This window comes from Phycisphaerae bacterium (assembly GCA_024102815.1).
Lineage (GTDB): Bacteria > Planctomycetota > Phycisphaerae > UBA1845 > UBA1845 > JAGFJJ01.
Genome location: JAGFJJ010000007.1, coordinates 71,945 through 96,607, shown reverse-complemented (window position 1 = coordinate 96,607; position 24,663 = coordinate 71,945). Strand labels below are relative to the sequence as shown.

Genomic DNA, 24,663 nt, shown 5'->3' with positions numbered 1-24,663 from the left:
TCCTTGAGCCGACGGGCCATGATGGGGTCGTCATTGGTGTAGGCGAGGACTTCGAAGCCGTCCTTGACGAGTTCGACGGTGGCTTCGAGCGTGCCGACGGGATCGGGCAGAAGGGTTTTCTTGTCGGCGAGCACTTCGATTTTGACCCACTTGGCGCCGGGGTTGTCGAGGCCTTCGAGCAGTTCTCGGCTGAGGCGGGCGGAGCGAATGGCGTCTTTGGCGTTGAAGCACCCAGCGGTGTTGGGCAGGATGGTGATGCGCTTGAGGTCGAGGTGATCGAGGATGCTGTCCTGCTTCTTGGCGCCTTCGGGGCTGAGGACATCACGGCGGACGGCCACGGTGACGACTTCGCAGCGGGCGGCGTCGATGGCGGCGCGCATGAGGTCGAAATTGGCGTATTTTCCGGTTCCGACGAACAAGCGGGACGAGAAGGTGAACGATCCGACGCGGTAGCGATCGGTGGACATGGTATCAGCCGCCTCCGACAAGAGTGACGATTTCGATCCGGTCGCCGTCGCGGATGGGCGCTTCGCCGAAGCGCTTGCGGGGGACCAGATCCTCATTGACCTCGACGGCCACGCGGACGGGCTCCAGATCGAGTTGCCGGAGCAGATCGGCGACGGTCAGGGGTTCGTCGAGCGAATGGGAATGGCCGTTGAGGGTGACGTTCATGGCTGGGTCGGGTGAATTTCGCGTTTGGGCCTGGTGCGCCAGATCCCGCTTTACGGGTTGTTCCGAAGACGGCCCGCACGGCGGACCCTGCGACGACCATTCATCAAGCACCGCTCCAGAGCAGTGGCACACGAGCACGAGGCATTCCGGGCAAATCGCGGCCCCTTGTCAGTGCACCTCCACGCGAACTGAAGCCCGCGGCTCGCGCGTAACAGGGCGCCGCTCGGCTGACACACCGGCGAATTCCGTCAAGGATTATAGGGTTGGGCGTTCGGCCGTACAATTCGATCGGGCGTGCTCGACAATTCCTGCCGCTGCCGTGATAACAAGGCAAGACGGGCGGATGCGGGGTGAGGTCCGCGAGGCCTCCGGAGAACGCAATCTTTGACCACGACCGTTCAGGATGAGCACCGCAAGCGAAGCAAGCGCCGCCACGGGTCGGTGCGCGGCGTGCGCGCGTCGACGAAGGCCATGGCGGCTGATCCCGAGCCGACCCGCGTTCCCGGGGTTCCATCGCTGTGGCGGCATCGCACGATGCTCCTGCTGGTCGCGGCGACGATCGTGCTGAAGAGTCTGATCTTCGCTCCGATCGGGCTCTGGCCGCTGGCTTATGTGTGCCTTGTGCCGTGGCTGTTGCTGGTGGGATGCGCGGATCGCGCTCCGTGGGTTTATCTATACAGTTATGTGCTCGGCGCGGCGTTCTTTCTGATCAATCTGCGCTGGCTACATCCCACGACCGGTTACGGTTATGTGGCGCTGTGCCTGTACCTCGCGCTGTATTTTCCGCTGATGGCGGTGGCGGTGCGTTCGGTGGTTCGGCGTCGGCGCTGGCCGTTGACGACGGCATTTCCGTTCGTCTGGGTGGGAGGGGAGTATGCCCGGGCGGTGGTGATGTCCGGGTTCCCCTGGTTTTTTCTGAGCCACAGCCAGGCGAAGGTGCTCAGCCTGATTCAGATCAGCGATGTGTTCGGCGCCTACGGCGTCAGCTTCGTGGTGGCGGCGGTGAATGCGCTGGTGGCGGATGTGTTGATCGCGCGTTGGGGGGCACCGGGCCTGCGCTTTGGTGAGGTGGTTCGCGCGCGGCCGCGGTTGCGAATGGCGGGGATCGCGGTGGGGGTCGTGCTCGTGGCGACGTTTGTCTACGGGCAGGTGCAGCTCCATCGGGGCACGCTGACGCCGGGGCCGAAGGTCGCGGTGCTTCAGGGCGACTATGTGAATCGGGTTTATCTCGATCCGAACGAGGATGTCCCGGACACGGAAAAGATGCGGCTTTATCTCGATCTTCTGGATCGGGCCGCGGAACAGAAGCCCGACCTGTTTCTGCTGCCGGAGTCGCCCTGGTACATGTACCTGAATCCGGAAGTGCGGGATTTCAACCGCTTTTTCCGGCAGTGCTTCCAGGCGTTTCAGGATCGTGCCTCGCGGCTGGGCGCGTACATCGTGACGGGGGCGGCGTCGCTCATGCGGACGCCCAACGATCTTGTGACGGATCAGCGGATATACAACTCGGCGATGGTGTTCAAGCCGGATGGAAGCGAGCCGGATCGATACGATAAGGTTCACCTCGTGCCTTTCGGGGAGTTCGTTCCGTTCCGGTTCGGTCGATTGCGGTTTCTGTATTTGTGGCTGAATTCGTTCATGCCCTGGAGCGGTCCGGACGGCACGGGTGAATACTCGATGTTCCCGGGGAAGGCGTTCCGCACGTTCGCGATGAAGCCGCGGTCCGAGCCGGGGCGCACGCTGCATTTCGGCATTCCCATCTGCTACGAGGACGTGATGCCCTATGTGAGTCGGCGGTTCGTCTCCGGGGGCAAGCCGACGAAACAGGCCGATTTCCTGCTGAACATGAGCAACGACGGATGGTTCACGCTCGGCGTGCAGCAGCCGCAGCACCTGGCGATCTGCACGTTTCGCGCGGTGGAGAATCGGGTGGGCATTGCCCGGGCGGTGAACACGGGCATCAGCGGGTTCATTCAGCCCACCGGGAGGCAATACGGGCTGGTGCCGAGCGCATCGGCGACGATGGTGCGGCCCAATGCGGGCTTCTCCGTGGCGACGCTGATGGTCGATTCGCGCTATTCGATCTATTCGCGCTACGGAGACTGGTTTGCGGTGATCTGCGTGATCGTCTGGGTGGTGATCTTCCTGGACTACTGGGTGGTCCGTGTGCGTGCGGCGCGGGCGGAAGCCGCGGAGGATCATGCATGAGGGGATGCGTTGTTTCAGTGGCGCTGGCCGGTCTGGTCATCGGCGCGGGATGCGCCGCTCCGGGGCGTCCCACGGCCGGGATGCGTATCGATCGCGCAGGGCTGAAGCATCGGGCGCTGGAGTATCTTCGCCAGGCGGTGGGGGACGGGTCCAATCCGGCGGTCCGCGTGGCGGCGGTTGAATCGCTGCGCTGGTCCGATGATCCGGAGAGCCTGCCGTGGATTCGAACGGCGCTGGCCGATCCGCACCCGGGCGTGCGTTTCGCGGGCGCGGTGGCTGTCGGGGAGCTTCGTGATGAGGCCGCGCGGAGTCGTGTCGCCCGCCTGCTGGACGACTCGGAGGACAGCGTTCGCGCGGCCGCGATCTTCGCGTTGCATCGTCTTGGCGATAAGCGGCCTACGGCGCAGCTCGGCACGATGCTGCTGCAAGACAAGGACCCGCTTGTGCGGCGCAATGCAACGATGCTGCTGGGCATGCTGGGCGAGCCGGGTTCGGTGCCGATTCTGGCACGGGCGATGGCCGATCGCGATCCGGGTGTTCGCCAGCAGGCGCTGGAGGCGATGGCCCGGTTGGGAAACGTGGACGCGCGGCAGGAGCTGGTGTTCATGACGAACGCCGGAGTGGGCGCGGACGAGGTGTTCGCTCTTCAGGCGCTGGACCGCGCGGGCGATCCGGCGTTTATCGACACGTTCCGGTACAAGCTGGGCGCGGCCGACCACGTTGAGACGCGGCTCGCGGCGGCGAATGGTCTGGCGCGGTTCGGCATCCAGGACGGGTACGAGCTGGCGATGGAGACGGCTCGTGCGCCGCGGGCGACTTCCGGCGATCCGAACGATCCGGCGGCGGGTCAGATGCTGCGCATGCGGCTTCTGGCGTGCAAGGTCCTGGGGACCATCGGTCGGGCGGATGCGCTGCCGCTTCTGGATCGGCTGCTGGAGGAGTCGGACGATGCGCGGGTGCGTGTCGGGGCGGCGCTGGCGATGCTGCGGATCGTGAACCGCGATCCGGGATTGTTTGCCGGGAATACGGGGGCGACACGTTCAGCGGGCGAGCGCGGCTGACTTCCGGGGTATCGGGCCATTCGAGTTTTCATGTTCCGCGAACGGCGCGGTACGCAGGCGACGGCTCATGCGCTGGTTTCCCTTCATATTAGCGTTGCTCATCACCATGACGGGGCAGGTGGCGTTTGCACCGCGCCTGGAGCTTGGGGGAGCCTGGCCGGATGCGCTGCTGATCCTCGTGGTTTATTTCGCACTGCATGCGGTGCCGGGCGATGCGCTGGTCGCAGCGTGGATCGTTGGGATTCTCGCGGACCTGATGACCATTGAACGGATGGGGCTGATGGCAACAAGCTACGCGCTGGCCGCCGGCGCGGTTCTGGTGGTGCGCGAGGGGCTGTTTCGCGAGAGCCTGGCGGTGCAGGCGGTGGTCGTGCTGGGGGCGGGTTTCCTGGTGCGGGGAATCTGGTTGATCTACCGCGCGGCGCTGTACGGCTGGTTCGATCCGGCTTGGCGGGTGCTGGCGGTCGATGGGTTCTGGTCGGCGGTGTACACGGCGCTGTGGTCGATCCCCATGCTGGCCGTGCTCTGGCGGATGCGTGACGTGTTCGGCGTCGCGAGGCGGCGTTACACGTGGGCGGGGCTGGAGAAGCTGGAGTCCGCCGATGTTTGATCGCCGACTGCGGGCTATCCTCGTGATGTTCGGGCTGGCGATGGCGGCCATTCTCACGCGGCTGGTTCAGCTTCAGGTGGTGCAGGGGTCGTACTATCGCGAGCGCGCCGAGAGGAGCCTGCTGCTCAAACCGCATGCGTTACCATTTGTTCGCGGATCGATTCTGGATCGCACGGGGCTGGTGCTGGTCAGCGACGAGCCGTGTTGGGACCTGTGCCTCGACTACGACGCAATCGCGTTCGACGCCGACGATGATTCGGAATCATTGAACCGCCTCCGCCGCCGATGGAAGTCTCATTTCCCTGAGGCGGCCGATCCCGAGTCGTTTCGCACGGCGATGCATGACGCCCTGGCGACGATGTGGGTCGAGCTGGCGGGGACGTTTTCCACGGAGAAGGCGCCGCTCACGCCGGAGCAGCTCCGCGATCATGCCCGGGAGATTCACGAGCGCATCCAGCGCATCCGGGAGGCGGTGGCGGAGCGGCGAGGCTTTGACAGTCCCGTGGCCGAGGAGCGCCAGCCGCACGCGATCATTCCCGCGCTGGACGGGTCCGGGCAGATCGTCGCCCGCGAGCGCTTGTCCGAATATCCCTGGCTGCACATCGAGCCCGCATCGCGGCGGGCGTATCACCCGTACGCGGCGGCCATGGCCCACGTGTTGGGTCGCACCGGTCGGGTGGATGCAGAGGCGGTGGCTCACGATCCGAATCCCGACGACCCCTTTGTCCGTTATCTGGCGGACGAGGACATCGGCATCACCGGCGTGGAAGCCGCGGCGGAGTCGCAGCTTCGCGGGCGGCGGGGGCGCGAGGCGCGGGATCGGTCGGGCAACCTCGTGGAGGACATCATCGAGGCGCAGCACGGCGGGAACGTCACGATCACCATCAACGCGGAGCTTCAACATCGCCTGTACGACCTGCTGGGCGAGACGGTGGAGGGTGAGCCATACTCGGCCGGGGGGGCGATCGTGGTGCTGGACGTGGCCTCGCGGGAGGTGCTGGCGCTGGTTTCGTATCCGTCGTATGATCCCGCGCACTTCAACGAGGATTACTCACAACTGCGCGACGATACGGTGCATTTGCCGTTGTGGTTCCGGGCGATCGCCAGTCGCTATCCGCCGGGTTCGACGATCAAGCCGCTTACGTGCCTCGCGGGGCTGATGAGCGGGAAGATTACCACGGAGACGCGGGTCGACTGCCGCGGGTATCTGTTTCCCGAGCACCGCGATCGCTGGCGCTGCTGGGAGATTCACGGCGAGGGCGTGCGCATGGCCCATGGTCCGGTCAATGTCACCGAGGCGCTGATGGGCAGTTGCAACATCTTCATGTACACGGTGGGCGGGGAGTTGGGGGTGCAGTATCTGACCGGCGTGTACGACATGGTGGGAATCGGCAGACACAGTGGAATCGAGCTTGGAGAGGACAACGAGGGAATCAATCCCTGGCCGAGTTGGCTGGTCAACGAGAAGGGTACGCCGGTGACCGCCGGGCACGCCCGCAACTTCGCCATCGGGCAGGGCGAGCTGGCGCTGACGCCGGTGCAGGTGGCGAATCTGATGGCTACGTACGCCGACGGATACTATCAACCGGTGACCATCTTGCGCGGCGGCGAGGCGAAGCCGCGCTGGCGCCTGCCGGTAAGCAGCGAGCAATGGCTGGCGGTGCGCAAGGGTATCTACGGCGTGGTCAACGAGCCGGCCGGCACAGCGTATCGCTACGCACACTTCCTGGATCCTGACTACGTGCTGTGCGGCAAAACAGGAAGCGCCACGGCGTATCCCTGGCCGACGGCGTATCGCGTGCCGTACGTTGATGCGGACGGGATGCCGGGGGAGGCGATCGTGCCGGCGGGGGCGCGTGACTACGCAATCGAACGATTCAAGTTCGACTATCCCGGGGCGACGCCTATTGAGGACGAGATCGAGATTGCCTCGCGCTGGCCGGAAGAGCCGCCGCCGGACAGCGAGCGACATTCGCACGCGTGGTTCGGGGGGTATCTGCAGCGGAAGTCGGTGACAGGGGGGGCGGACTTTTCGCAGACGCCGCGGGTGGCGTTTGCGCTGCTGGTGGAGTTCGGCGGCAGCGGGGGGCGCACGACGGGGCCCCTGGCCATGGAGGTTTCGAGCACGTTGCTCGATGTGCTCGGTCGGGATCTTCGCGCCGGCGGCGTTGCCGTGGAAAGGGGTTCGCGGTGAGCAGTCGTGCCACCGATCTGACACCGCCGGGATGGGCGATGGCGGGGGCCGTGGGGGTGCTGGTGCTCATCGGGCTGGCCAGCATTTATGTTACCGACACGCATTACATCGCGGCGAACGACGGCCCGCGTAATGCCGCGCGGCAGGTTCTGTACGTGCTGGCCGGGTTGATTGCGGCGGGTGTGGTGCTGCGGGTGGGGTATCAGCGAATTGCGTCGCACGCGTGGCTGATTTTCGGCATTACGGTGGCGGCGCTGCTACCGCTGGCCGCGGCGAAGTTCCTTCATGCGAGCTTCGGCGGGCTGACCGCGCCGCGCAACGGTGCCTATCGCTGGATTCATCTGCCGGGGTACCAGCTTCAGCCGTCGGAACTCTTCAAGGTGGCGTTCATTCTCACGCTGGCGTGGTATCTTCGGTTTCGCAGGAATTACCGTCGATTCCAGGGCTTGCTCGTTCCCTTCCTGATCGCCATCGTGCCATTGGGGCTGATTCTGGTTCAGCCGGACCTGGGCACGGTGCTGCTGCTGCTGCCGGTTTTGTTTGCCATGCTTTTTGCCGCGGGAGCGAGGCTTCGTCACCTGGCGATTCTGATCGGACTGGGGCTGGTGGCGATTCCCCTGGCGTGGGGGCGGTTGCACGATTACCAGCGGCTGCGGGTGACGTCTGTGCTGCTGCAATCGGATGCGTTGCGAAGTGCGGTGGCGGAGGAGCCGGAGCGGTATCGGTATCTGGCATCGCGGCGGCAGGCGATCGAGTGGGCGGCCAGTTCGGGCTATCAACTGGTGCACTCCAAGAATGCGGTGGGCAGCGGGGGCGTGCTGGGTCAGGGCTGGGGAGAGGGGTTGTACGTACAACAGGATTTGCTCCCCGATCGGCACAACGACTTCGTATTCGCGATCATCGCCCACCAGTGGGGGATCGTGGGCGGTGTCATCGTGCTGGCATGCTACGCGGTGATCCTGCTGGCGGGGATGCGCATCGCGTCGGCAACGGACGAGCCGGTGGGGCGGCTGCTGGCGGTGGGAAGCGTGACGCTGATCGGATTGCAGGTACTCATCAACGTGGGGATGTGCGTGGGGCTGATGCCCATCACGGGGCTGACGCTGCCCTTCGTTTCTTACGGAGGTTCGAGCTTGCTGTCGAGCATGTTGTGCCTGGCGATGCTGGTTTCGGTCGCGCAGCACCGGCCTTTCATCCTGGCGGACAAGCCCTTCGACTTCGAGCAGGCAACGGTGGACCGGGTGAAACTTACGGAGAAGATCGCGGCGGCGGCGGAAGAGGAGCAAAGAGGCCGCGACCGAAACATCGAAGAAATGCGGGAAATGGGAATGCTCAATCCGATAGCTCGGCGATGATCGATTCGATCTGCATAATCAACGGCGGAAGATGTAAATCGGCGACATCCCAGAGGATGTCCAAATCAACGTCGTCGTAGGCATGGATCATTCGATTGCGCATACCAATGATGTCGCTCCAGCGGACGTCAGGACGTGCATCGCGCGTGTCCTGCGAAACACGAGCGGCAGCCTCTCCGATTATTTCGACCAGCCTGATCAGCGCAAGGCACAGCTTGCGATCGGAGTCCAGGTCCTCCCGGCTTGCATCAGCGGACATCTCCACGGCTTCGCGGGCGTGGTCGAGCATATCGCGAAGGCGGCGGAGGTCGTCAGGTTGCCTCATAAACGACTTCTGCCTCGACCATTACCTGGTCGCGAAAGTGCCGGCTGAGAAATCCCGGCGTGTGCAGGTCGATCTTCCGACCGATGATTTGCGAGAGTTCGCGTTCAATGGCGAAGAAGTCCAATCCGATTCGTGCTCCCGACTCGAATTCGACCAGAATGTCGATGTCACTTTCGGCCCGGAAGTCATCGCGAAGAACGGAGCCGAAGAGCGACAGACGTCGGATGTGCCACCTTTGGCATAGTTCTGCAATATCCTGCTGGGGAATATCGATATTGTGGTAGCGACGAATCATCCTGTGCTCTTTACGACAGCTTTCATGCAGCCCGGAGACCAACCTATCGTAAGCGTCCGACCTTGATCAATCCAGCCACTGCTTGCGGTCCTTCAGCTTCATGGGGACGTATTCCTCGGTGAGGTAGCTGAGGTCCTTGGAGATCATGGCTTCGACTTCCATCTTGAAGCCGTTGGAAAGCATCTTTTTGATTTCCTTCTGCCAGGGGCGGTTGTCGGCGAACCAGGGATAGGCGGCGATCTGCTTGGCCCGCTTGATGTCCGTGGCGTCGAGTTCGATTTTCACGTCGTCGCGCATGTCGCAGCGGTCGTAGTCGAAGCTGGAGACGCCGATGAACTTGGCGTCGGGGATGGCCATGCGCCGCGACTCGTAGGCCAGGTTGATCGAGCCGTGCTTGATGACGGAATAGATGTAGTACCCCCAGGGGTCGTTGTCGAGCAGCACGAAGACGGGGAGCTTGAGTTCCTGGTGAAAGCGCTGGAGCAGGCGGCGCATGCCGCGGGCGGGCTGACCGCCGCCGTGGGAGACGATGCAGTTGTGCTGCTCCCAGAAGCGATCTTCGTGGAAGCGGCGCCAGACGGTGTCTTTTTCGACGTGCAGCACGAACTTGGCGGAGCACTTCTTGAATTGGATCACGTCGGCCTCGACGATGCTGGGCACGGCGTAGCCGGCGCTGCCCATTGCTGAACAGTCGAGCGTATTGCCCGCATCGACCAGGGTGATCGGGCCGGCGAGGTTGCCGCGGTTGCTGGCGAAGACGTGCAGCTCTTCACGCAGGGCGTCGATGGCGACTTCGAGGTCTTCGATGATGGGGTCGGACTCGGACTGGTCGTCAAAGGTCTTTTCGTTGGTGCCCTTGATGGTGTGCTTGGCGAGGTAGTAGATCTGGCGGATGCTGGCTGTCTTGCCCAGGTCGATGAGTTCCTTGCACTTGCTGGCCACGAGCATCGTCTGCATGAAGCGTTTGGCCTGGCCGTAGTTGAAGAAGTTGCGGCTCTGCCGGCCTTCGCCCATTTCGATGTGGCGGGTTTTCTGGTTGAAGGCGATGTTAGAGAGCGTTCGCGAGGGGATAGAGATGGAAGGGTCCTGCTGGCGCTCGGCCGTGGCGACGACCGATCGGGCGAGATCTTCCATGCGTGACTTCACGGCCGCGCCGCCGCGCGAGGTCTTGCCACTGCCCTTTGCCTTGGGTCCCGGCGATGACTTCTCGGCGGCGGTCGTCTTGTTTCGCGTGGATTTCTTCTTGGCCATGCAATTCCCTTCGCACCCTTGGGCATGGCGGTGCTCGTCGGCTTCACCCGACCTGCTTGGCCATGCCTCACGAACAGCGCCTTCCTGATTCCTGTTGCCTATTGCCGCTACTTCTGCTTTTCGCCTTCGCGCTTGAGGGAGTCAAGTTCAGCGCGGAGCCCGGCGAGCTTGTCCAGCTCTTTCTGATGCTCGGCCTCGGCCTCCGCCTCAATAAGGCGGTCGATTTCGTCATCGGTGACGGCCTCTCCGGCGGCGGACATTTCCACATCCTGAGCGGCGATGTCCTCGATCGAGTCGAGGAACATGTTCATGCGTTCTTCCATGCTTTGCGACTGGGCCATGGCTTTCTCCCAGTCGCCCTGGGTTTTGATGAGGTCGGTTTCGCCGAAGAGCTTGCCGATCTCCGAGGCCATCATGCCCATCGCTCCGGCGAAGTCGGCCGAGGCCTCCGCCTGGCGCTTGATGAGCAGGGCATTCTTCACCGCGAGCAACTGCCTTTCGAGCATCTTTCGGATGGTGGCCGTCTTGCGGAGTGAATTACGGATGAAGGCGTATTGGGCGGTGTCGCCGATCTTGCGGGCGTTCTGCGCGTTGCGGATGAACTCCTCCTGGAACTTGCCCTGCTCGCGAATGGCTTTTTCGATCCGCCGGATGCCCTGGCGAATCTTGATATCCCGCTCGATGCGACGTTCTTCCGCGGATTTGAACAGGGCCATGGTTACCACCTCGAAGGGATCAGTAATACTCCCGCTCCGGGATCAGGATCCAGAGCAGGATGTAGATCAGCGCCCCTGGAAATGCGGCGGATGCAAGGGACAGGATCACGTAGAGAATCCTCACGACCACCGGGTCGATTCCCAGGTATTCGCCCAGCCCGCCGCAGACGCCGGCGACTACCCGGCTGTGCACGCTTCGCCGCAATGGTCGGTAGTTTCCTGTCATGATCTACGCTGAAACTCACCCACAAAACCCTCACAAACGCAACTTGCGCTGCCGGTGAAACGGGCTATCCTCTCCTATTGCCTATTGCCTATTGCCTATTGCCTATTGCCTATTGCCCGACCTACGTTGCTTCCGGTGAGGCCTGCTGGCGTTCGCGAACGGTCCGGTCGGCCTCTTCAAACGCCTCGGCCGAGTCCGTGATCGTTCCCTGGTCCATCCGCTCCCAGACCTTCATGACGCCTTCGCCCGCCTCGCTCAGGCCCGCGGCGCCTTCGTCCACGCCGGCTCCGACGGAGAGGATTTCATCGAGTCGCTCCTGGTAGACTTCGGTCCGCACCGCGTCCGATTCGATGAGCTTGCCGAGGCGGAGGATGTCTCCCTGGCTGATAAGGCCCATCGCCCCCACGCGGCCGGTGCGCTCGGCGTTCTCCCGCAGCATGCGCAGGCGGGCGACGGTCATCAACTCCTTGGTGCGGATGTTGAGCTGCCGGGCGATCATGAGCTGTTCGGTGGTTCGCAGCTCGAACTCCTGGGCCAGCATCCGCCGGACTTCCGGCGTTTTCTCCTTCGAGCCGCGCTCGAACAACTTCTGCTTGTCATCCGCGAGCCGGGTGATCTTCTTGAGCAGCAGGGCGCGATCCTTCTCGAGCATCAGCTCCTGGCGGCGCAGTTCCGAGCGGGTCATGCGTGACAGCGGCTTCTTCCGCTGCGTCAGCCACTGCAACAGCGAGCTTCCCGTCACGCCTTTCGGTCCGATGATGCTGCTCAGCCATCCAGCCATGCGTGACGGTTTCCCTGGTGACGCGCGATTGACACTGATTCCGAAAGGCGCGATTCAAACGCCGAGACGATCCACACGTGCTCGAATTACGACGGTTCCGGATCGGCCGGGCGCGACTTTTTCGGCTGCGCCGGCGGTTCTTCCTCCGCAGCGGGCGGCGACTCGAATTCCGCTTCGATCGACGCGACCTCTTCCCTGGTCGGGGCTTGCCGCGCGGGGGTCTTTTGCTCGGGTTCGGTCTCCTCGACCGGCGGCGTGCCTTCCAGCTCCTTGAGAATCTCCAACTCTTCGGCGCTGACCAGTGACGCCTCCATCCCGGTTTCCAGGCCGCCGACCATCTCCGAGTCCGCGCGAAGGGTCTCGAGCATCTCCTCCGCGGCCACGGCGTGCTCGGTCAGCTCCTCCGTATCCGGTAGCTTGGCCGCCCGTCCCTGCTGAATCAAGGTCAGGTTGTGAATGTCCGTGCTGATGATATTGATCTGCTGGTTGAGCATGGCCGCGGCGGCGTTCTGCCGGGCAATGTCCTTGCGGAGCTGTGCCAACTGGGCGGCGATCCGGCGGCGAGTCACGGCCGAGGGTGTCGATTTTCCGTCGGCGAGCAGTTGGGCCTCTTTCTTCTCCAACTGGACGATGGCCTCGTACATGCGATCGCGGCGCTGGCTGAGGGAAGCGCGTCGCTCGGCGAGGAGGTTGACCTTGGCGTTTTCGTCGCCCTCTCCGGAGAACAACTGCCGGATACGATCGATGACATTCATCGTCCTGTTCTCCTGCCGACTCGAGGCTCCACGAAACAGCAGCCATTGGCCCTCAACATTGGACAAGCGCAGCTCCGGATCGTCCCGTACCGCCTGCTCACACGCCTCCCGCACCACGTTTTCGGCAAGTCCGGCGTCCCGCGCCAGCGTTTCGACCGACACGCCGCCGGTGATCAGGTCGGCGTGCCGCTCCCCGATGACGCTCCGCACTCGGGCGACCTTCTGGCGGGCGCTTTCCGGGTCGAACATGCGGAGCAGGCGAGAGTCGACGGCCCCTCCTGGACCGCTGGTCTGCCATCCGCCGCGATCATCCGGCTCGACAAGCACCACCGTCAGATTCGGCGCTTCGATCCTTGCGTGCCGGGCCTCGTCAGTGAAGCCCGTCGGACTGCACACGCCGATGATGTGCGGAACGCGCGGATTGGTCACCAGCCGGCGCACATGGTCCTGCAATTCGCCGAGCGAGATCGGCGGGGCCTCGCCGGAGGCTCCCGACGCGTAGTGACTCAGCGGCGAGAGGACCGACGCGATCGCCACACCGGTGCGCCGCTTGCCGAACAGGAAGCGCCGCTCGAACCCGTGCAATGCCACACGGCGATTGCTCGGCAGCGACCGCAGTCGTTCTCGGTCGTAGTTGCGGTGCTCGGCCATGAGCGCCCGCAGACGGTCGCCTTCGTCGTTCTGCGAGCGTTCCCAGATCGAGCCGCGAAGCTGGCGTCCCTTGGCGGCGTCGAGATTCGCCTCGACCCCGGCAAGGAAATCGGCCTCGAGTTGCAGTGCCTTTCCTGCGTCAATGGTCATATTCGTTCATTCGGTCCCGGGTATTCGTCGACCGGGTCCCGTCATTTCGAATCGGAATGACTCCGGGTGCCTCCAGCTTCGCCCCGCACACGCTGCAGAACCGAGCCGGGCGATCCTCCACGCGGCGGCATTCCGGCCGGGGACAATAGCGAAGCGACAAAGGGTTGACGTATGGTCGCCGAGTCGCGCGCTTCGAGCGCGGGCGAAACAGCCTCGCCACACCGTTGATCATCGCCATCATCACCTGGATAGTCGCATAAATCACGCAGAAGAAGAAGGCGGCGCAACCCAGCACCACCAGCAGCATCAGGGCTAGTGGTTCCAGTGGCATGGCCTGTTCTCCTCTCCAATCGTTCTATCGCAGACCTCGGACACCCGCTTCAGTGCTTCGTCGCCGGCCACGTCAGCCTTGCAGAACCTGCAGATTGGCGCCGCAGAAAATGCAGAAGCGATCGCGCGAATGAACAAACGCCGCGCAGGACGGACAGCGCGGTACGGAGGCCGCCAACTGATGCCCGCAGTGGATGCAGAACTGGTCGTCGCGGTGTACCTCGCCGGCGCAAGCCGGGCAGCGCGCCTGCATGGGCGCCGGAATCGGTGGCGCGGTCGCCGCTTTCGCATGTCCGATCGAGGGCGGCGGAGGCGGTGTTACCGCCGGCGACAGGGCCTTGAGCATCTCTTCCGCCGATTGGAATCGCCGGTCGAGGCGCGTGTACGCCCTCTGAAAGACGTTATCCAGGTGCGGCGGAATCCCGGGCCGCAGCGCGCTCGGCGATTCGTTTCCCTGGGGACGCTCGCCCGTCAGCATCTCGAAGAGCACGATTCCGCAACTGTACAAGTCGCTCCGGCCGTCGATGTTCTTGCCCTCGCGCTGTTCGGGCGACATGTACGCCAGAGTTCCCGAAATCCGCTGGCCCTCTTCGGAGTCCAGGCTGCCGCTCTGCATGATCGTCTGCCGGGTCATTCCGCCCGCCTGTCCCAGGCCGAAGTCGGTCACTTTCACGGCTGCCACGTTGATCGTTGCCAGATCTTCCAGCGGATGGTGCAGGAGGATGTTGGCGGGCTTGATGTCGCGGTGCAGCAGGCCGGCGCCGTGTGCGGCCGTCAGTGCATTGAGCAGGCCGCGGAGAATGACCTCGGCCGCGCTGATCGGGAACTTCACGCGATAATGGTCGATCGCCGCCCGAAGCGTGGGCCCGTCGACATACTCCATCACGAGGTAAGCCGGATCGGCATAGGGGTCGACATCGATGGCCCGGACGATGTTGGGATGTCGCAGGCCGTGGACCGCGACGCCTTCCCGCTGGAGGTTGCGCACGTATTGTGGATCGGTCGGGATCTTGATGGCGACCGTTTCCGGAAACACGTGATGCCGGGCGCGCCAGACGTCCCCGAAGCTGCCGGTGCCGACGCGCGCTTCCAGCAGATAATTGCTGATTCGATCACCCTCTCGCACCGTGGCCATGATCCGCCCTCCGCGAGCCTGCTCAGTACCCCTCTTCCGCCTGCGTGGCGAGGAATTCGCAAACCTTGAAATTATAAACCGCTGCGGAAAGGAATCCAAGCAAGAGCACCACCCAGGTGAGTGCGTTGACACCGCTGAATCCGCTTTCGCGAACGTACCAGGCGACGATGACATCCGCGAGCGAATAGCCCGCGAGCATCAGCCCCGCGGCCAGGTTCGATTCCTTCGAAACGACCCACCACGTCACGAAAAACGTTGCCCAGGGAAGCACCAGGACAAAGCCCATCCACGCCAGAACGTACTTGATCGTCAGCCAGATGGACTGGAGATGTTCGGGATGGCGCCAGAACCAGATGCCTCCGCCGATCACCGCCAGCGTGATCACGCCGGTTACGACTCGACCGCCCACGTATTGTCCGATGGCCGTCAACATGGATCCGTCCCCCTGTCTTCCGCCGGGACGCTGCCCGAAGCGGAAAGGGCACTTCCCTCTTCACACTCTATCCAACCGGGCCGCGCCGGGCGATTCCAATCCGCCCGCCTCTCTCTAATTCGACGCTGCGAGACGATTATCCACAACCGGGAAGGGCGGTTTTTCCTCAAAAGGGAGTCTGGGAGGGGCAGCGGGGCCGGGGTGTCGGGAGACTGACGGGGTTTTCAGGCCGTGTGCTTCAGGCGGGCCTTGGCGTCGTAGAGCTTGCTGTCGGCGGCGCGGACGAGGTCCTCGGCCTTCTCCAGGCGCCTGCCGTGCAGGCTCGCCACCCCGACGCTGACTCCGGCCACGACGTGGTCGTCGCGCTCGCCCAAGGCCTGTTCGAATCGGCGGACGATACGCTCGCCCAGCACGCGGGCGCTCTTGGCGTCCGTCTGGGGCAGCAGGATGACGAATTCGTCACCACCGAACCGCGCGGGGATGTCCGACGCCCGCATCTGCTCGCGAATGACATCCGCCAAGAGAATTAGTACTTCATCTCCGACGAGGTGGCCGTGCAGGTCGTTGACCTCCTTGAACCCGTCGAGGTCGAGCATGATGCACGAGAGGTCGTGTTCGTAACGCAGCGCCTCCCGGAAGGAGCGATCGAGGAGTTCGTTGAGATGGCGGCGATTATACAGCCCGGTCAGGGAGTCACGGCTGGCGAGTTCACGCAGTTGTTCCGTGCGCTCCTCAACACGGTGCTCCAGCTCTTCATTCAGCGCTACCAGGTGCCGCATGGTCTGCTCGTGCTGGTCCGCCATGCGGTCGAAGGAGTTCGCCAAGGCGCCGATTTCGTCCCCGCGCTGCACGCCGCTGCGCACGTTGAGTTCCCCGAGGGAGAAACGGCGCATGGCTTCGCCGAGGCGTTCCATCGGCGCGATGATGCGGCGCACGACCAAGAACCCGAGAGGAATGGCCGCGACGGCGCCCAGTAATCCGACTCCGATCAGCGTATCGAGCTTCTGAGACAGCATCGGCCACCAGCGCTGGGCGGGAATCGCCGCGATGACGTAGGCGCCGGCGTGCTGAAGTTCGTCGGTCCAATCCTGGCTGGACTCGGCGATGCCGATCGGCCGGGCGATTTCGATCACTGCCGGGTAGGCTTCGTGGGCCGGATGCGCTACGGGTTCGCCCATGACACCGCTTGGCGGCCCGTCGCGACGGATCGGTCCCGGCCAAACGGAGCGATCCACGGCCTCGGCAAGGACCCGCCCGTGCTGATCGACAAACCCCACATAGGCCAGTGCGGCGCGGCGGAGTCCGTACTCGGCGAGCCTCTCGAGTCCCGGGCCGTCCGTTCTTTCCACCAGCGGCTGTGACGCCCGTGCCAGAAGGGAGGTTACGGCGACGAGGTGTTCCTCCTGATGGTGACGCAGGATGAGCATGCTCCCCCGGAGGAGGTAGGCGCAAGCCAGCCAAGTGATGGTCAGCGTGACGACGACGACGAGGGTCGTGGCCTTGAACTGGAGGCTCCCGACGCTTCGGCGGAGCGAGCTTGGGCTGCCTTGCGTTGCAGGGTCAGGTTTTTCCGCGGAGAGTTGCGCCATGCTCAAGCCCAGTCCGCATTCCATCCCGGCGGGCGGTGGCAACGGGCCGGGTTGCCGGTACGCGGTGACCTGCCGAGGGCAATCCCCTCCAGGATGCCCTTGAGCTATCGGAACTTTGCGAGCTTAACTGAAGCTTGGGAAAGAAGTTAAAGCGAGGCTACAAGGCAATTGACTCAACGGCGGGCGGCTTCCGTTTCGACGGCCGCCGCGCGGGCGCGCTCGCGGAGGGTGTCCATGGCCTCCCGTACCTCGCTGGCCATCCGGGCGTTGGGGAAATCCCGGATCAGCTCCAGCCCGATGGTCAGGGCGTCCTGCCAGCGGCGCTCATTGACTGCAAAGCGGAACTGTACACCGAGCTGTAACAGTTTTTCTTTGAAGACGTGTCGTGCGGCGTCCTGAAGTTGCTGCGCCTCCTCCGGCGTCATGTATTGGTCCAGCGCTCGAAGAACATCAATGGCATGGTCCGTGTCGCTCCGCCGAACAGCCTCGTCCCATTCCCGTTTGAGTTCGAGCTTGTGCTGCTCGCGCATGGCCGTGAGGCGATCGTACAGCGCTCGGACCTTGGCGTTTCCCGGCACGACGTGGGCGAGTCGATCGATTTCGGCCTTGGCCCGTTCCCACGCATGCCCGCCGAAGTGTTCCTCGATCAGTTTCACCGCTTCGCTGAGGCGCTCCTCGAACGCGTGGCTGCGGGTGGCTTCGAGTTCGCTGCGCATGAGGTCAGCCTCGTGCTTGTTCCCGAAGCGCCGCTCCACCTCGTCAATCAGCACGGAAGCCGAGTCCCATTGCTGTGCGGCGATGTCGGCTCGGACCGCCTCCCGCACCTGCTCCAGTTCCTTTGTGCGGAAAACGAAGGAGCGTGCGGCGTCGGAGAGCCTGGCGGTTTCGGAGATCAGGTCGAGTTTCTCCAATTGGGCCGCGGAGCGTTCCTGGAGCTCGCGGACCTCGTCGAGCTGACGAGCGAGGGTGACCTCGATCTTGAGCAGCAGGGGCGTGATGACCATGGCGATGAGCACGAAGAACAGCCACGCGCCGCCGGCGACGGCCAGCCAACCGCGAGGGGATACCTCCGTGCCGGTGATGCCCAGGATCAGGACCGCGCCTGCGGCGATCAGTGCCGCGATGCAGACGATGTTGTAAAGCCAGCGAAGCTGAGAGAAGCGATCGGGTGACATTATCGTTCCCCGTCGTGGGACCGCCGGTCGGGGGTCCGAGGGTCGGCTGCAGCGATCCCGGCGCATCGGAACCGCGTTATTCCAGGGTCATCATCGACCCCGAGACCGCGAACACTTCGGGATTCCCCTTCGTGCCGCGCTGCTGCGTAATCTAACGGCTGATTTGTCCGATAACAATCCGCGCCTGGTCCCTGCGGCGGTCAGGCCGCCTCCTGGGATGCTTCGTTCTCGGCATCGCGCCGCGCGGCCTCCTCCCGCTCGAGGCGCTGTCGTTGCGCCGTTTGCAGTCGCCAATCGAGCGCTCGCAGGCGGAACTGGGACAGGCTGATTGCGTCGGCGGCAATGCGCAGGAACAGCAGCGCTCCGCTCACGCAACACAATCCCCAAACCAGGGTTGTCCAGCCGCGATCGCCCATTTTCGCCATCCCGCCGCATCGGCACAGCCGATAGACGTTGGTCTATCGACCAAAAGGCGGGCGGGCATGGGTTGAAGCGGTACCGGCTCGGAGGATTATCGGACGACGGGGTGCCGCCCAAATGCAGACCGCCACGCCGCGGGACCGAGGGCTTATCCCTCCTTCGGCGCCTCTTTCTTGGCGTCCTGCTTCGTGGGGACTTTTGCGCTGGGCGCAGATGCGGGCGCAGTCGGCAACGCCGCCCGCTTGGCTTCGGCTTCCGTCCGCAGCGCCTCGTAGATCTTCCGGGACGCGTCCATGTTGTGTTCCGGGATGGCGGCGTTGAGCGCGTTGAATGTCTTGAACGACTTGTCGAGCCACTCCTCGGTCGCGGAATCGGGTCTTGATTTCAGGGCGGATTGGACCGCCATGAGCGCCTCGGCCGTGTCCTTCCGCAGCGAATGGACTTCCTCGCGCCAGTTGTTCACCAGTCCGTCGAATTTCTCCTTCTCGTCGTCGTGACACGACAGGCAGACGTCGTTCATCGCGGCGAGGTTGAGCGGCTTGGACACGTCGTGGCAGTCCTCGCAGCCGAGGTCGTCGAACATGGGCTCAGGAGAGATATCGAAGCGCGAGAAATCGCTGTCGGTACCGGCCCGAAGGGCCTGCGTACCGGAATGGCATCCGGTGCAGGTCGCCTCCGGCGTGATGCCACCCGTGTGACACAAGTGACAGGCGAGGTCCTTGTGTATGCCGACCAGCTCAACGGGGTGAATGAAACTTCCTTCGATAATGTACTCGTTGGCTTGCTTGCCCGAAGCCGAAGCAACTTCGTCCTGGAGCCCCGCTCCGGCGCCTTTTTGATTTCCGCCCTGCTTCTGGGAGGCGGCGTTTAGGAACGTGTGGCATACGTCGCATTGGTGGCTGATTACCTCGCCGCGATGATCAACGTGCTTGCCATCGTGACAGCGAAAACACCCGGGGGAGTAAAAGTGTCCGACATTATCCGGATAGGTCCGCCAGTCCACACGCATCTTGGGGAAAAAGTTGCGCAGATAGATATCCCGCACAACGTCGATGGCATTGTTGACGGAGGCCTTTCGCATGCTCCATACGTCGGGATGCTGAACGCGGTAGTAGTCCGTCAGGGAGGCTGCGATCAGTCGCATTGCCGATTCCTCGTCCGGGTACGGTCTGACCAATGCTGCGACCACCTCGCGCTTGATGAAGGGCAGCGTTCTATCGATCTTCCCGGTTGCCAGACGAAGGTTGACAGCCTCCTGGGGTGACTGGAACTTGTGTGCCGCCCGATTGTGGCAGTCCATGCAGTCGATTTTGCGGACCGTACCCAATGGCGGGGGATCCGAGCTGGGACGGCCATCGGAGCGGTAAATAAGTACTTCGCCCGCTCTCGTAACGTACCGGACCCAAGGGACCTCCTGAAGGAATTCGTCCGTCGCGATGTATTCAATCTGCCCCTCCAAGGCCATGTGGCGATGGATGCCACTGGCCCGACCGGTTTCCTCGTCACCTCCACCGGTCTTGATCAGCATGTTTACAGCGTGCCTCGTATTCTCCTCATCGGCCGAGAAATGTTCGATGGATTTCAGCTGCGCTCCAAAAAACTTCTTTGGCCAGTGGCATTCCTCACAAGTTTCTCGGGCAGGACGCAATTCTGTGATGGCGGGCGGAATGGGGCGCGGAAAACTGTTCATCCAAACAGCGAGCACTTGACGTGTGCCGGAGAGCTTGCTCTTGACGAACCAACTTGCTCCCGAGCCGATGTGGCACTCCGCACAGGACACACGGGCATGCGGCGAGTTCTCGTAGGCCGTCGCCTGAGGCTCCATCACGGAATGGCATACTTTTCCGCAGAATTCCGAGGAATCCGTATAGTGGTAGCCTTGATAGCTGCTGACTCCAACGATCGGCAGGAGCAAGAACGTTCCGAAGACGAACACTTTTGCCATTCTTCGTTGGCCGGGATCGTTCAGATCGACCCGGGGGAATCGAAAGGCCAACCTGTGGGTGGGGTCCTTGCGACGAATGCGCCAACTTTTCACCAGAATGCCGAGAGGCATGAGAAGCAGGCCAATGAGGATCAGGCCCGGCAAGATGATATAGCCAACGATATCGACGTAAGGGTTTTTGGCCGGTGATACAAGCGTAAACAGTCCGAAAGTCACCAGGAGCAGAACCGCCATCGCGGCAAGGAATGCTCCAATAACCGTAATCGTGTTCTCCCAGTAAGGGGGATGCTTGGGCCGGTATGGGGCAGGACCTGCGGACCGGGTTCCAGGGTCGGCTTGCGGCTCTTCCGGGCTTGTGGCAGGCTCCGGCGAGGAAACATCCGGCGCGGTGTTCGTCTTCGGATGATTGAGGGGATTGTCCGCTTGTCTGGAACCGTCAGGCGTGTTGTCCACGAATCCTTCGCCTCCTGATCCTCGCGATTCGGTAGTACATGTTACTAATGCGGAGCACCAGGTTGTGGCACGCCCGGGGCGTCGTCAGTAATTCGATGCGGTCGACCGAGAAGATCAATATGGTATCGTCGCCCTGCGATACTTACGTCCGTCTCAGAGTAGTGTCCAAGGATGCCAAGGGCCACCGCCGCCAGCAGGGCGAACAAGCCGATGCCTACGGCGACGGGGCGCTTCTTGGGGTGGCGCTCCTTGCTACGATCCAGGAATGGCCAAAGCAACAGCAGAACAAACGGCACTGAACAGGCGAATATGCCCAGAACCGCGCCGTAGGGTCCCTCGAAGTACTTCAACAGCTGATAACTAGGCAGGAAGTACCACTCGGGTTTGATATGCTCGGGAGTGCTCAGCGGATCTGCGGGTTCTCCGATGCCCCAAGGCATCATCACGGAGAGGGTTACGAGTGAAGCCAGCAAGATTACCAGGACAACACCTTCCTTGGCGACGTGAACCGGGAAGAAGGGGATGCCACATTCCGGCGCGACAGGCTTTTCCTCGCCAACCGGTTTCATCGTGGCTAGGTTGTTCAAGCGCATGAGGAACAAATGCACGACGATCAAGCCCGTCAATATCCATGGTAGGATGATCACGTGGACAACGAAAAACCGCGATAGGGTCTCGCCCGTCACGGCGTCGCCCCCGCGAAGAAAGTAGCGCAGCCACTCGCCGATCAGCGGCACCTTGTCGGCTGACTCAGTTCCGACGGTCGTGGCCCAGAACGCAATCTGGTTCCAGGGGAGCAGATAACCGGTGAACCCGAATATGATCGTGAGGACAAAAAGGATTGCGCCTGTGACCCAAGTGAGTTCACGAGGTTTCTTGTATGCTCCTGAAAAGTACGTTCGGATCATGTGCAAGACGACCGCGAGAATCATCAACGATGCGCCCCAGGCATGAACCTGGCGGTACAGCCAGCCGAAATTCACTTCAGCCGTGATGTACTGGATCGATCGGTGTGCCGCCTCCGGGGTTGGTCGGTAGTAGACGAGCAGCATGATGCCGGTGATCGTCTGACTGACAAAAAGAAATAAAGAGAGGCTTCCAAACACGTGGAGCCACCCGGTATGCGGGGGCAGCCGTTTGTGGATCTGCTTGTCGAGGAAATTGCGCGCGGTTTCCGTGTCGTAGCGAGCGTCCAGGAAATTCGAAATTCGCCGTTTCATTTCTGGTACTTCTTGGGCTGACCGTCGTAAGCCGTCGGGACTCCTCGAAGGGGTAAGCAGACTCAACTTTGCCGCACGGGACGGGCTGCAATTGAGACGATCAAGCCCAACCAGAAGCGTTGCCTTGCAAACGCGCCACGGGATGCTACGTCACAGTAACGTACACCTTGCCGCCGGCTTCTTTGACGTCGTACGGTGGTAACGGTGCTGGCGGCGGGCCCGAAACCACGTCGCCATTCTTATCAAAAACAGCCGCGTGGCAGGGGCAAAGAAACTCCTGTTTCGCAGCACTCCATCGTACTAGGCAGCCCAAGTGGGTACAAGCTGCCGAAAAGGCCTTGAATCCCGCGCGATCGCGGACCACGATCACCGGCTTGCCCCCGACTTGGAGTACCTTGCTGTCGCCCACGGCCATGTTCGCTGCGCCATCCACCTCAACGCTACGGCTAGTGCCGCCCTGGGCCGCAGGCCAGAGGTATGCCAGCGCAGGGATTCCCATTGCCGCCCCCAGAACCGTTGAGCCCAGGGCAACGAGCCAATCGAGGAAATCGCGGCGTCCCAGTTTTTCTTGCGGCTCCGTGCTCATTTATTCCAGCTCCGACTCCGGCTTGACATAGGCGGTTCGAAGCCGTTTGTACTTTGCGTACAACAAACCGGCGAAGCCCAGCGCGAAGATCCAGATTGGGATCAGCGCCAGATGGCGCAACCGAAGGTCGCGCTCGAGCTTGTCGAGGTCCGCTTCCACCTGGTTACAAGTCTCGTTCAGTTCAGCAACCTTGTCGGTGACGAGCTTGCTGTCAAGGGTATGTTGCGTCGGGGCCAGTTCGATCAGTTGAGTCTTGGCGTCCGAAAAGAGAAATCTCTGGCGATCCACGAGCAGGACACCTCTTTCGACTTCGTCGAGCCTGTATCCCGTCCGAACGTATTGCCGCTCGGCGGCCGAGATTTCGTCCAACAAAGTAAACATCTTCGCGAGGTCGGCATCCTCGTCGACATCATCATGGCAGTAGAGGCAACCCGGCAGAGCTCTCCTCATTATCGTTTGGGGATCGGGGTGTATCGCGTTCGTGATCTGTTCCGGAGTCGGTGATGCGTCCGAGGCGAGCAGGTGCTCATACCGTTCAATCAGAACACCCGTGTCCTTGGTAATCCGCTCTATAAGATGGAAATGGCCTCCGTCACGATAGGCGTGGCACTGCACACACCCCTTAAACTCGTCCATGCCCGCGTGCGGGCTTTCAGCGAACGCTTCGGAAGCGTGCTGGTGGCATTGCCCGCACACAGCACCGACGTTCTCAAAACCAGGAGGTACGGCCGAGTGATTCCCGTGGCACGTGGCGCAGGTTGGCGCGCCAAGATCTCCGTCCTCAAGCAACAATCGCCCGTGCACGCTTCGTCGGTACTCTTCGACAACCCCGGTAGGCAGATCAAAATCCCCCATCAGGCGCGCGTTTTCGTGGCATTGGGCACATGTGCCGGGGACATTTGATGGATACGTCTTGCTGGCGGGTTCCTTCGCTGGCAAAACGTCATGCGCCCCGTGGCAATCCACGCATACCGCTACGCGGTCGTCATGCTCCTGCATCAATGTCTTGCCATGAACGCTGGTCCAGTAACGGGCGAGTTGATCGATTCGTATACCGTACGGATTCATCCGCTCGGCGTCGGCGTGGCAGTCGCCGCAGAGGTGCGGTATCGCCGATCGCGCCAGCTTGCCCTTGAAATCCGCGCCGTGGTCAAACGCAGGGGCGTCGGCGAGATGGGATCCGCCTTTGTATATCTGAAGCCGGTCCGGCGCGATCGCGAACGATTCCGGTCCTCCGTGACATTCCTGGCATTTGAGGTGCCGGTGAATCGATGTCGCCAAGACGTTCTGTTCCTGGCTGTGGCAGGCGGCGCAGGATACGAGTTTCTGGTCGGCAAACAGCGCGCCCGGAAACCCCGCAGAAAATGCACAAGCAGACGCAAGCAAGAGTTTAGTCGTGTTTAAACGCATCAGCTTCGCCTAACTATCAGTGGCTTCCTCCTGCCCGTTTCGCAATTGACGGTGGGCGCGTGCCTCTAACCCTGGTTCGATTTGCTCATGAAGACTTCGCACGCTCCAGTTGCCGATTTTATGACGCGCGTGGCGGACCCGCAAGTGCAAGGCCCTTTGCGGCCTGATCTCGACCCGTTGTCATACGCCACTAGAAGCTTGCAAGGAACGCGGCGACATCGGCGATATCCTGGGCGCTCAGATCGACCATGATGTGACCGCCCGCCCCGCCGACCATCGCCTCTATGGCTGCCTCATCAACACCCTGAATGTCTGGCGCGAAACCGCTGGCGCCGTCGGCGCCGTGGCATGCGGCGCAACGACTGCCGACGATCGTCTCTCCGCTGGCGACGTCACCCGGCCCGGGTGTGCCGTTGTCGTTTGTGTTGTCGTTCGCGTTGCCGTTGTTGTTTGCATTCGTGTTGCCGTTGTCGTTCCCGTTGTCATTCTCGTTGGTGTTGGTGTTGGCGTTGTCCTCGTCGAGGGCGTCGGCCAGGGCGTTGGCAAGGTCGGTGAGGAACAGATCCAGTGCGGACCGACCAAAGGCCGCGCCGCTTTGCAGCAGGACATCCTGGAAGTTGGTTCCGCATCCCGAGGCGGGAAGCATTGACACAATTGCCAGGACGATGATCGCGGGAATGGCTTTTCTTTGGAACATGTGCGGTTTCTCGCTACAAG

At 62.6% G+C, this 24,663-nt stretch carries 25 protein-coding genes; 5 read left to right on the top strand and 20 right to left on the bottom strand.

Translation table 11 applies throughout. The features are described 5' to 3' along the window. Together J5J06_02600 and thiS are read right to left on the bottom strand one after the other, a co-directional pair. The coding region (locus J5J06_02600) for a thiazole synthase (GenBank protein ID MCO6435959.1) at positions 1-467 on the bottom strand (467 nt) is incomplete at its 3' end. 4 nt (positions 468-471) lie between these two features. Then, positions 472-672, bottom strand: a complete 201-nt coding sequence (thiS, locus tag J5J06_02595; protein ID MCO6435958.1) for a sulfur carrier protein ThiS — start codon at positions 670-672, stop codon at positions 472-474. A 384-nt stretch (positions 673-1,056) separates the two neighbouring features. Here thiS and lnt point away from each other — a divergent pair, with 384 nt between their 5' ends. From lnt to J5J06_02570, 5 genes are all read left to right on the top strand, one after another. Then, complete coding sequence (gene lnt, locus J5J06_02590) at positions 1,057-2,880, top strand: apolipoprotein N-acyltransferase (GenBank protein ID MCO6435957.1); 1,824 nt, start codon at positions 1,057-1,059, stop codon at positions 2,878-2,880. Further along, positions 2,877-3,941 carry a HEAT repeat domain-containing protein gene (locus J5J06_02585; protein MCO6435956.1) on the top strand — a complete coding sequence of 355 codons (1,065 nt, stop codon included), beginning with the start codon at positions 2,877-2,879 and terminating at the stop codon, positions 3,939-3,941. The genes lnt and J5J06_02585 overlap by 4 nt, the downstream gene beginning before the upstream one ends. A gap of 67 nt (positions 3,942-4,008) precedes the next feature. After that, entirely contained in the window at positions 4,009-4,551 is a 543-nt protein-coding gene (gene mreD, locus J5J06_02580; GenBank protein ID MCO6435955.1) for a rod shape-determining protein MreD, read from the top strand. Further along, positions 4,544-6,745, top strand: coding sequence for a hypothetical protein (locus J5J06_02575; GenBank protein ID MCO6435954.1), 2,202 nt, complete (start codon positions 4,544-4,546; stop codon positions 6,743-6,745). The genes mreD and J5J06_02575 overlap by 8 nt, the downstream gene beginning before the upstream one ends. Further along, complete coding sequence (locus tag J5J06_02570; GenBank protein MCO6435953.1) at positions 6,742-8,100, top strand: rod shape-determining protein RodA; 1,359 nt, start codon at positions 6,742-6,744, stop codon at positions 8,098-8,100. The genes J5J06_02575 and J5J06_02570 overlap by 4 nt, the downstream gene beginning before the upstream one ends. On the opposite strand, the gene J5J06_02565 is transcribed toward J5J06_02570, so the two are convergent. The 18 genes from J5J06_02565 to J5J06_02480 form a co-directional block, all read right to left on the bottom strand. Then, entirely contained in the window at positions 8,078-8,425 is a 348-nt protein-coding gene (locus J5J06_02565; GenBank protein ID MCO6435952.1) for a DUF86 domain-containing protein, read from the bottom strand. The genes J5J06_02570 and J5J06_02565 overlap by 23 nt on opposite strands. Next, the gene (locus tag J5J06_02560) at positions 8,412-8,720 is read right to left on the bottom strand and encodes a nucleotidyltransferase family protein (protein MCO6435951.1); all 309 of its coding nucleotides are present in this window, start codon (positions 8,718-8,720) and stop codon (positions 8,412-8,414) included. The genes J5J06_02565 and J5J06_02560 overlap by 14 nt, the downstream gene beginning before the upstream one ends. Positions 8,721-8,786: 66 nt before the next feature. Further along, positions 8,787-9,971 carry a DNA topoisomerase IV subunit A gene (locus J5J06_02555; protein ID MCO6435950.1) on the bottom strand — a complete coding sequence of 395 codons (1,185 nt, stop codon included), beginning with the start codon at positions 9,969-9,971 and terminating at the stop codon, positions 8,787-8,789. A gap of 107 nt (positions 9,972-10,078) precedes the next feature. After that, the gene (locus J5J06_02550; protein ID MCO6435949.1) at positions 10,079-10,687 is read right to left on the bottom strand and encodes a hypothetical protein; all 609 of its coding nucleotides are present in this window, start codon (positions 10,685-10,687) and stop codon (positions 10,079-10,081) included. Between the two features lie 19 nt (positions 10,688-10,706). Beyond that, positions 10,707-10,913, bottom strand: a complete 207-nt coding sequence (locus J5J06_02545; protein ID MCO6435948.1) for a PspC domain-containing protein — start codon at positions 10,911-10,913, stop codon at positions 10,707-10,709. A gap of 121 nt (positions 10,914-11,034) precedes the next feature. After that, complete coding sequence (locus tag J5J06_02540; GenBank protein MCO6435947.1) at positions 11,035-11,694, bottom strand: hypothetical protein; 660 nt, start codon at positions 11,692-11,694, stop codon at positions 11,035-11,037. Positions 11,695-11,780: 86 nt separating this feature from the next. Further along, positions 11,781-13,250 carry a hypothetical protein gene (locus J5J06_02535; GenBank protein ID MCO6435946.1) on the bottom strand — a complete coding sequence of 490 codons (1,470 nt, stop codon included), beginning with the start codon at positions 13,248-13,250 and terminating at the stop codon, positions 11,781-11,783. Then, a complete protein-coding gene (locus J5J06_02530; GenBank protein MCO6435945.1) occupies positions 13,240-13,581 on the bottom strand; it encodes a hypothetical protein in 342 nt (113 codons plus the stop codon). Before J5J06_02530 ends, J5J06_02535 begins: the two co-directional genes overlap by 11 nt. A 72-nt stretch (positions 13,582-13,653) precedes the next feature. Continuing rightward, positions 13,654-14,715 (bottom strand): protein kinase, encoded by a 1,062-nt coding sequence (locus J5J06_02525; GenBank protein MCO6435944.1) that lies wholly within the window; start codon positions 14,713-14,715, stop codon positions 13,654-13,656. A 22-nt stretch (positions 14,716-14,737) separates the two neighbouring features. Then, positions 14,738-15,148 carry a hypothetical protein gene (locus tag J5J06_02520; protein ID MCO6435943.1) on the bottom strand — a complete coding sequence of 137 codons (411 nt, stop codon included), beginning with the start codon at positions 15,146-15,148 and terminating at the stop codon, positions 14,738-14,740. A gap of 224 nt (positions 15,149-15,372) precedes the next feature. After that, the gene (locus J5J06_02515) at positions 15,373-16,737 is read right to left on the bottom strand and encodes a diguanylate cyclase (GenBank protein ID MCO6435942.1); all 1,365 of its coding nucleotides are present in this window, start codon (positions 16,735-16,737) and stop codon (positions 15,373-15,375) included. Between the two features lie 173 nt (positions 16,738-16,910). Then, positions 16,911-17,912, bottom strand: a complete 1,002-nt coding sequence (locus tag J5J06_02510; GenBank protein MCO6435941.1) for a hypothetical protein — start codon at positions 17,910-17,912, stop codon at positions 16,911-16,913. 200 nt (positions 17,913-18,112) lie between these two features. After that, positions 18,113-18,283 carry a hypothetical protein gene (locus J5J06_02505; protein MCO6435940.1) on the bottom strand — a complete coding sequence of 57 codons (171 nt, stop codon included), beginning with the start codon at positions 18,281-18,283 and terminating at the stop codon, positions 18,113-18,115. Positions 18,284-18,480: 197 nt separating this feature from the next. Further along, positions 18,481-20,730, bottom strand: a complete 2,250-nt coding sequence (locus J5J06_02500; GenBank protein MCO6435939.1) for a NapC/NirT family cytochrome c — start codon at positions 20,728-20,730, stop codon at positions 18,481-18,483. Positions 20,731-20,774: 44 nt separating this feature from the next. After that, positions 20,775-21,950 (bottom strand): cytochrome bc complex cytochrome b subunit, encoded by a 1,176-nt coding sequence (locus tag J5J06_02495; GenBank protein MCO6435938.1) that lies wholly within the window; start codon positions 21,948-21,950, stop codon positions 20,775-20,777. Between the two features lie 145 nt (positions 21,951-22,095). Next, positions 22,096-22,449 (bottom strand): Rieske 2Fe-2S domain-containing protein, encoded by a 354-nt coding sequence (locus tag J5J06_02490; protein MCO6435937.1) that lies wholly within the window; start codon positions 22,447-22,449, stop codon positions 22,096-22,098. A gap of 87 nt (positions 22,450-22,536) precedes the next feature. After that, on the bottom strand, positions 22,537-23,817 hold the full coding sequence (locus tag J5J06_02485) for a hypothetical protein (protein ID MCO6435936.1): 1,281 nt from the start codon (positions 23,815-23,817) through the stop codon (positions 22,537-22,539). A gap of 319 nt (positions 23,818-24,136) precedes the next feature. Next, entirely contained in the window at positions 24,137-24,643 is a 507-nt protein-coding gene (locus J5J06_02480; protein ID MCO6435935.1) for a hypothetical protein, read from the bottom strand. Between the last annotated feature and the right edge of the window lie 20 nt (positions 24,644-24,663).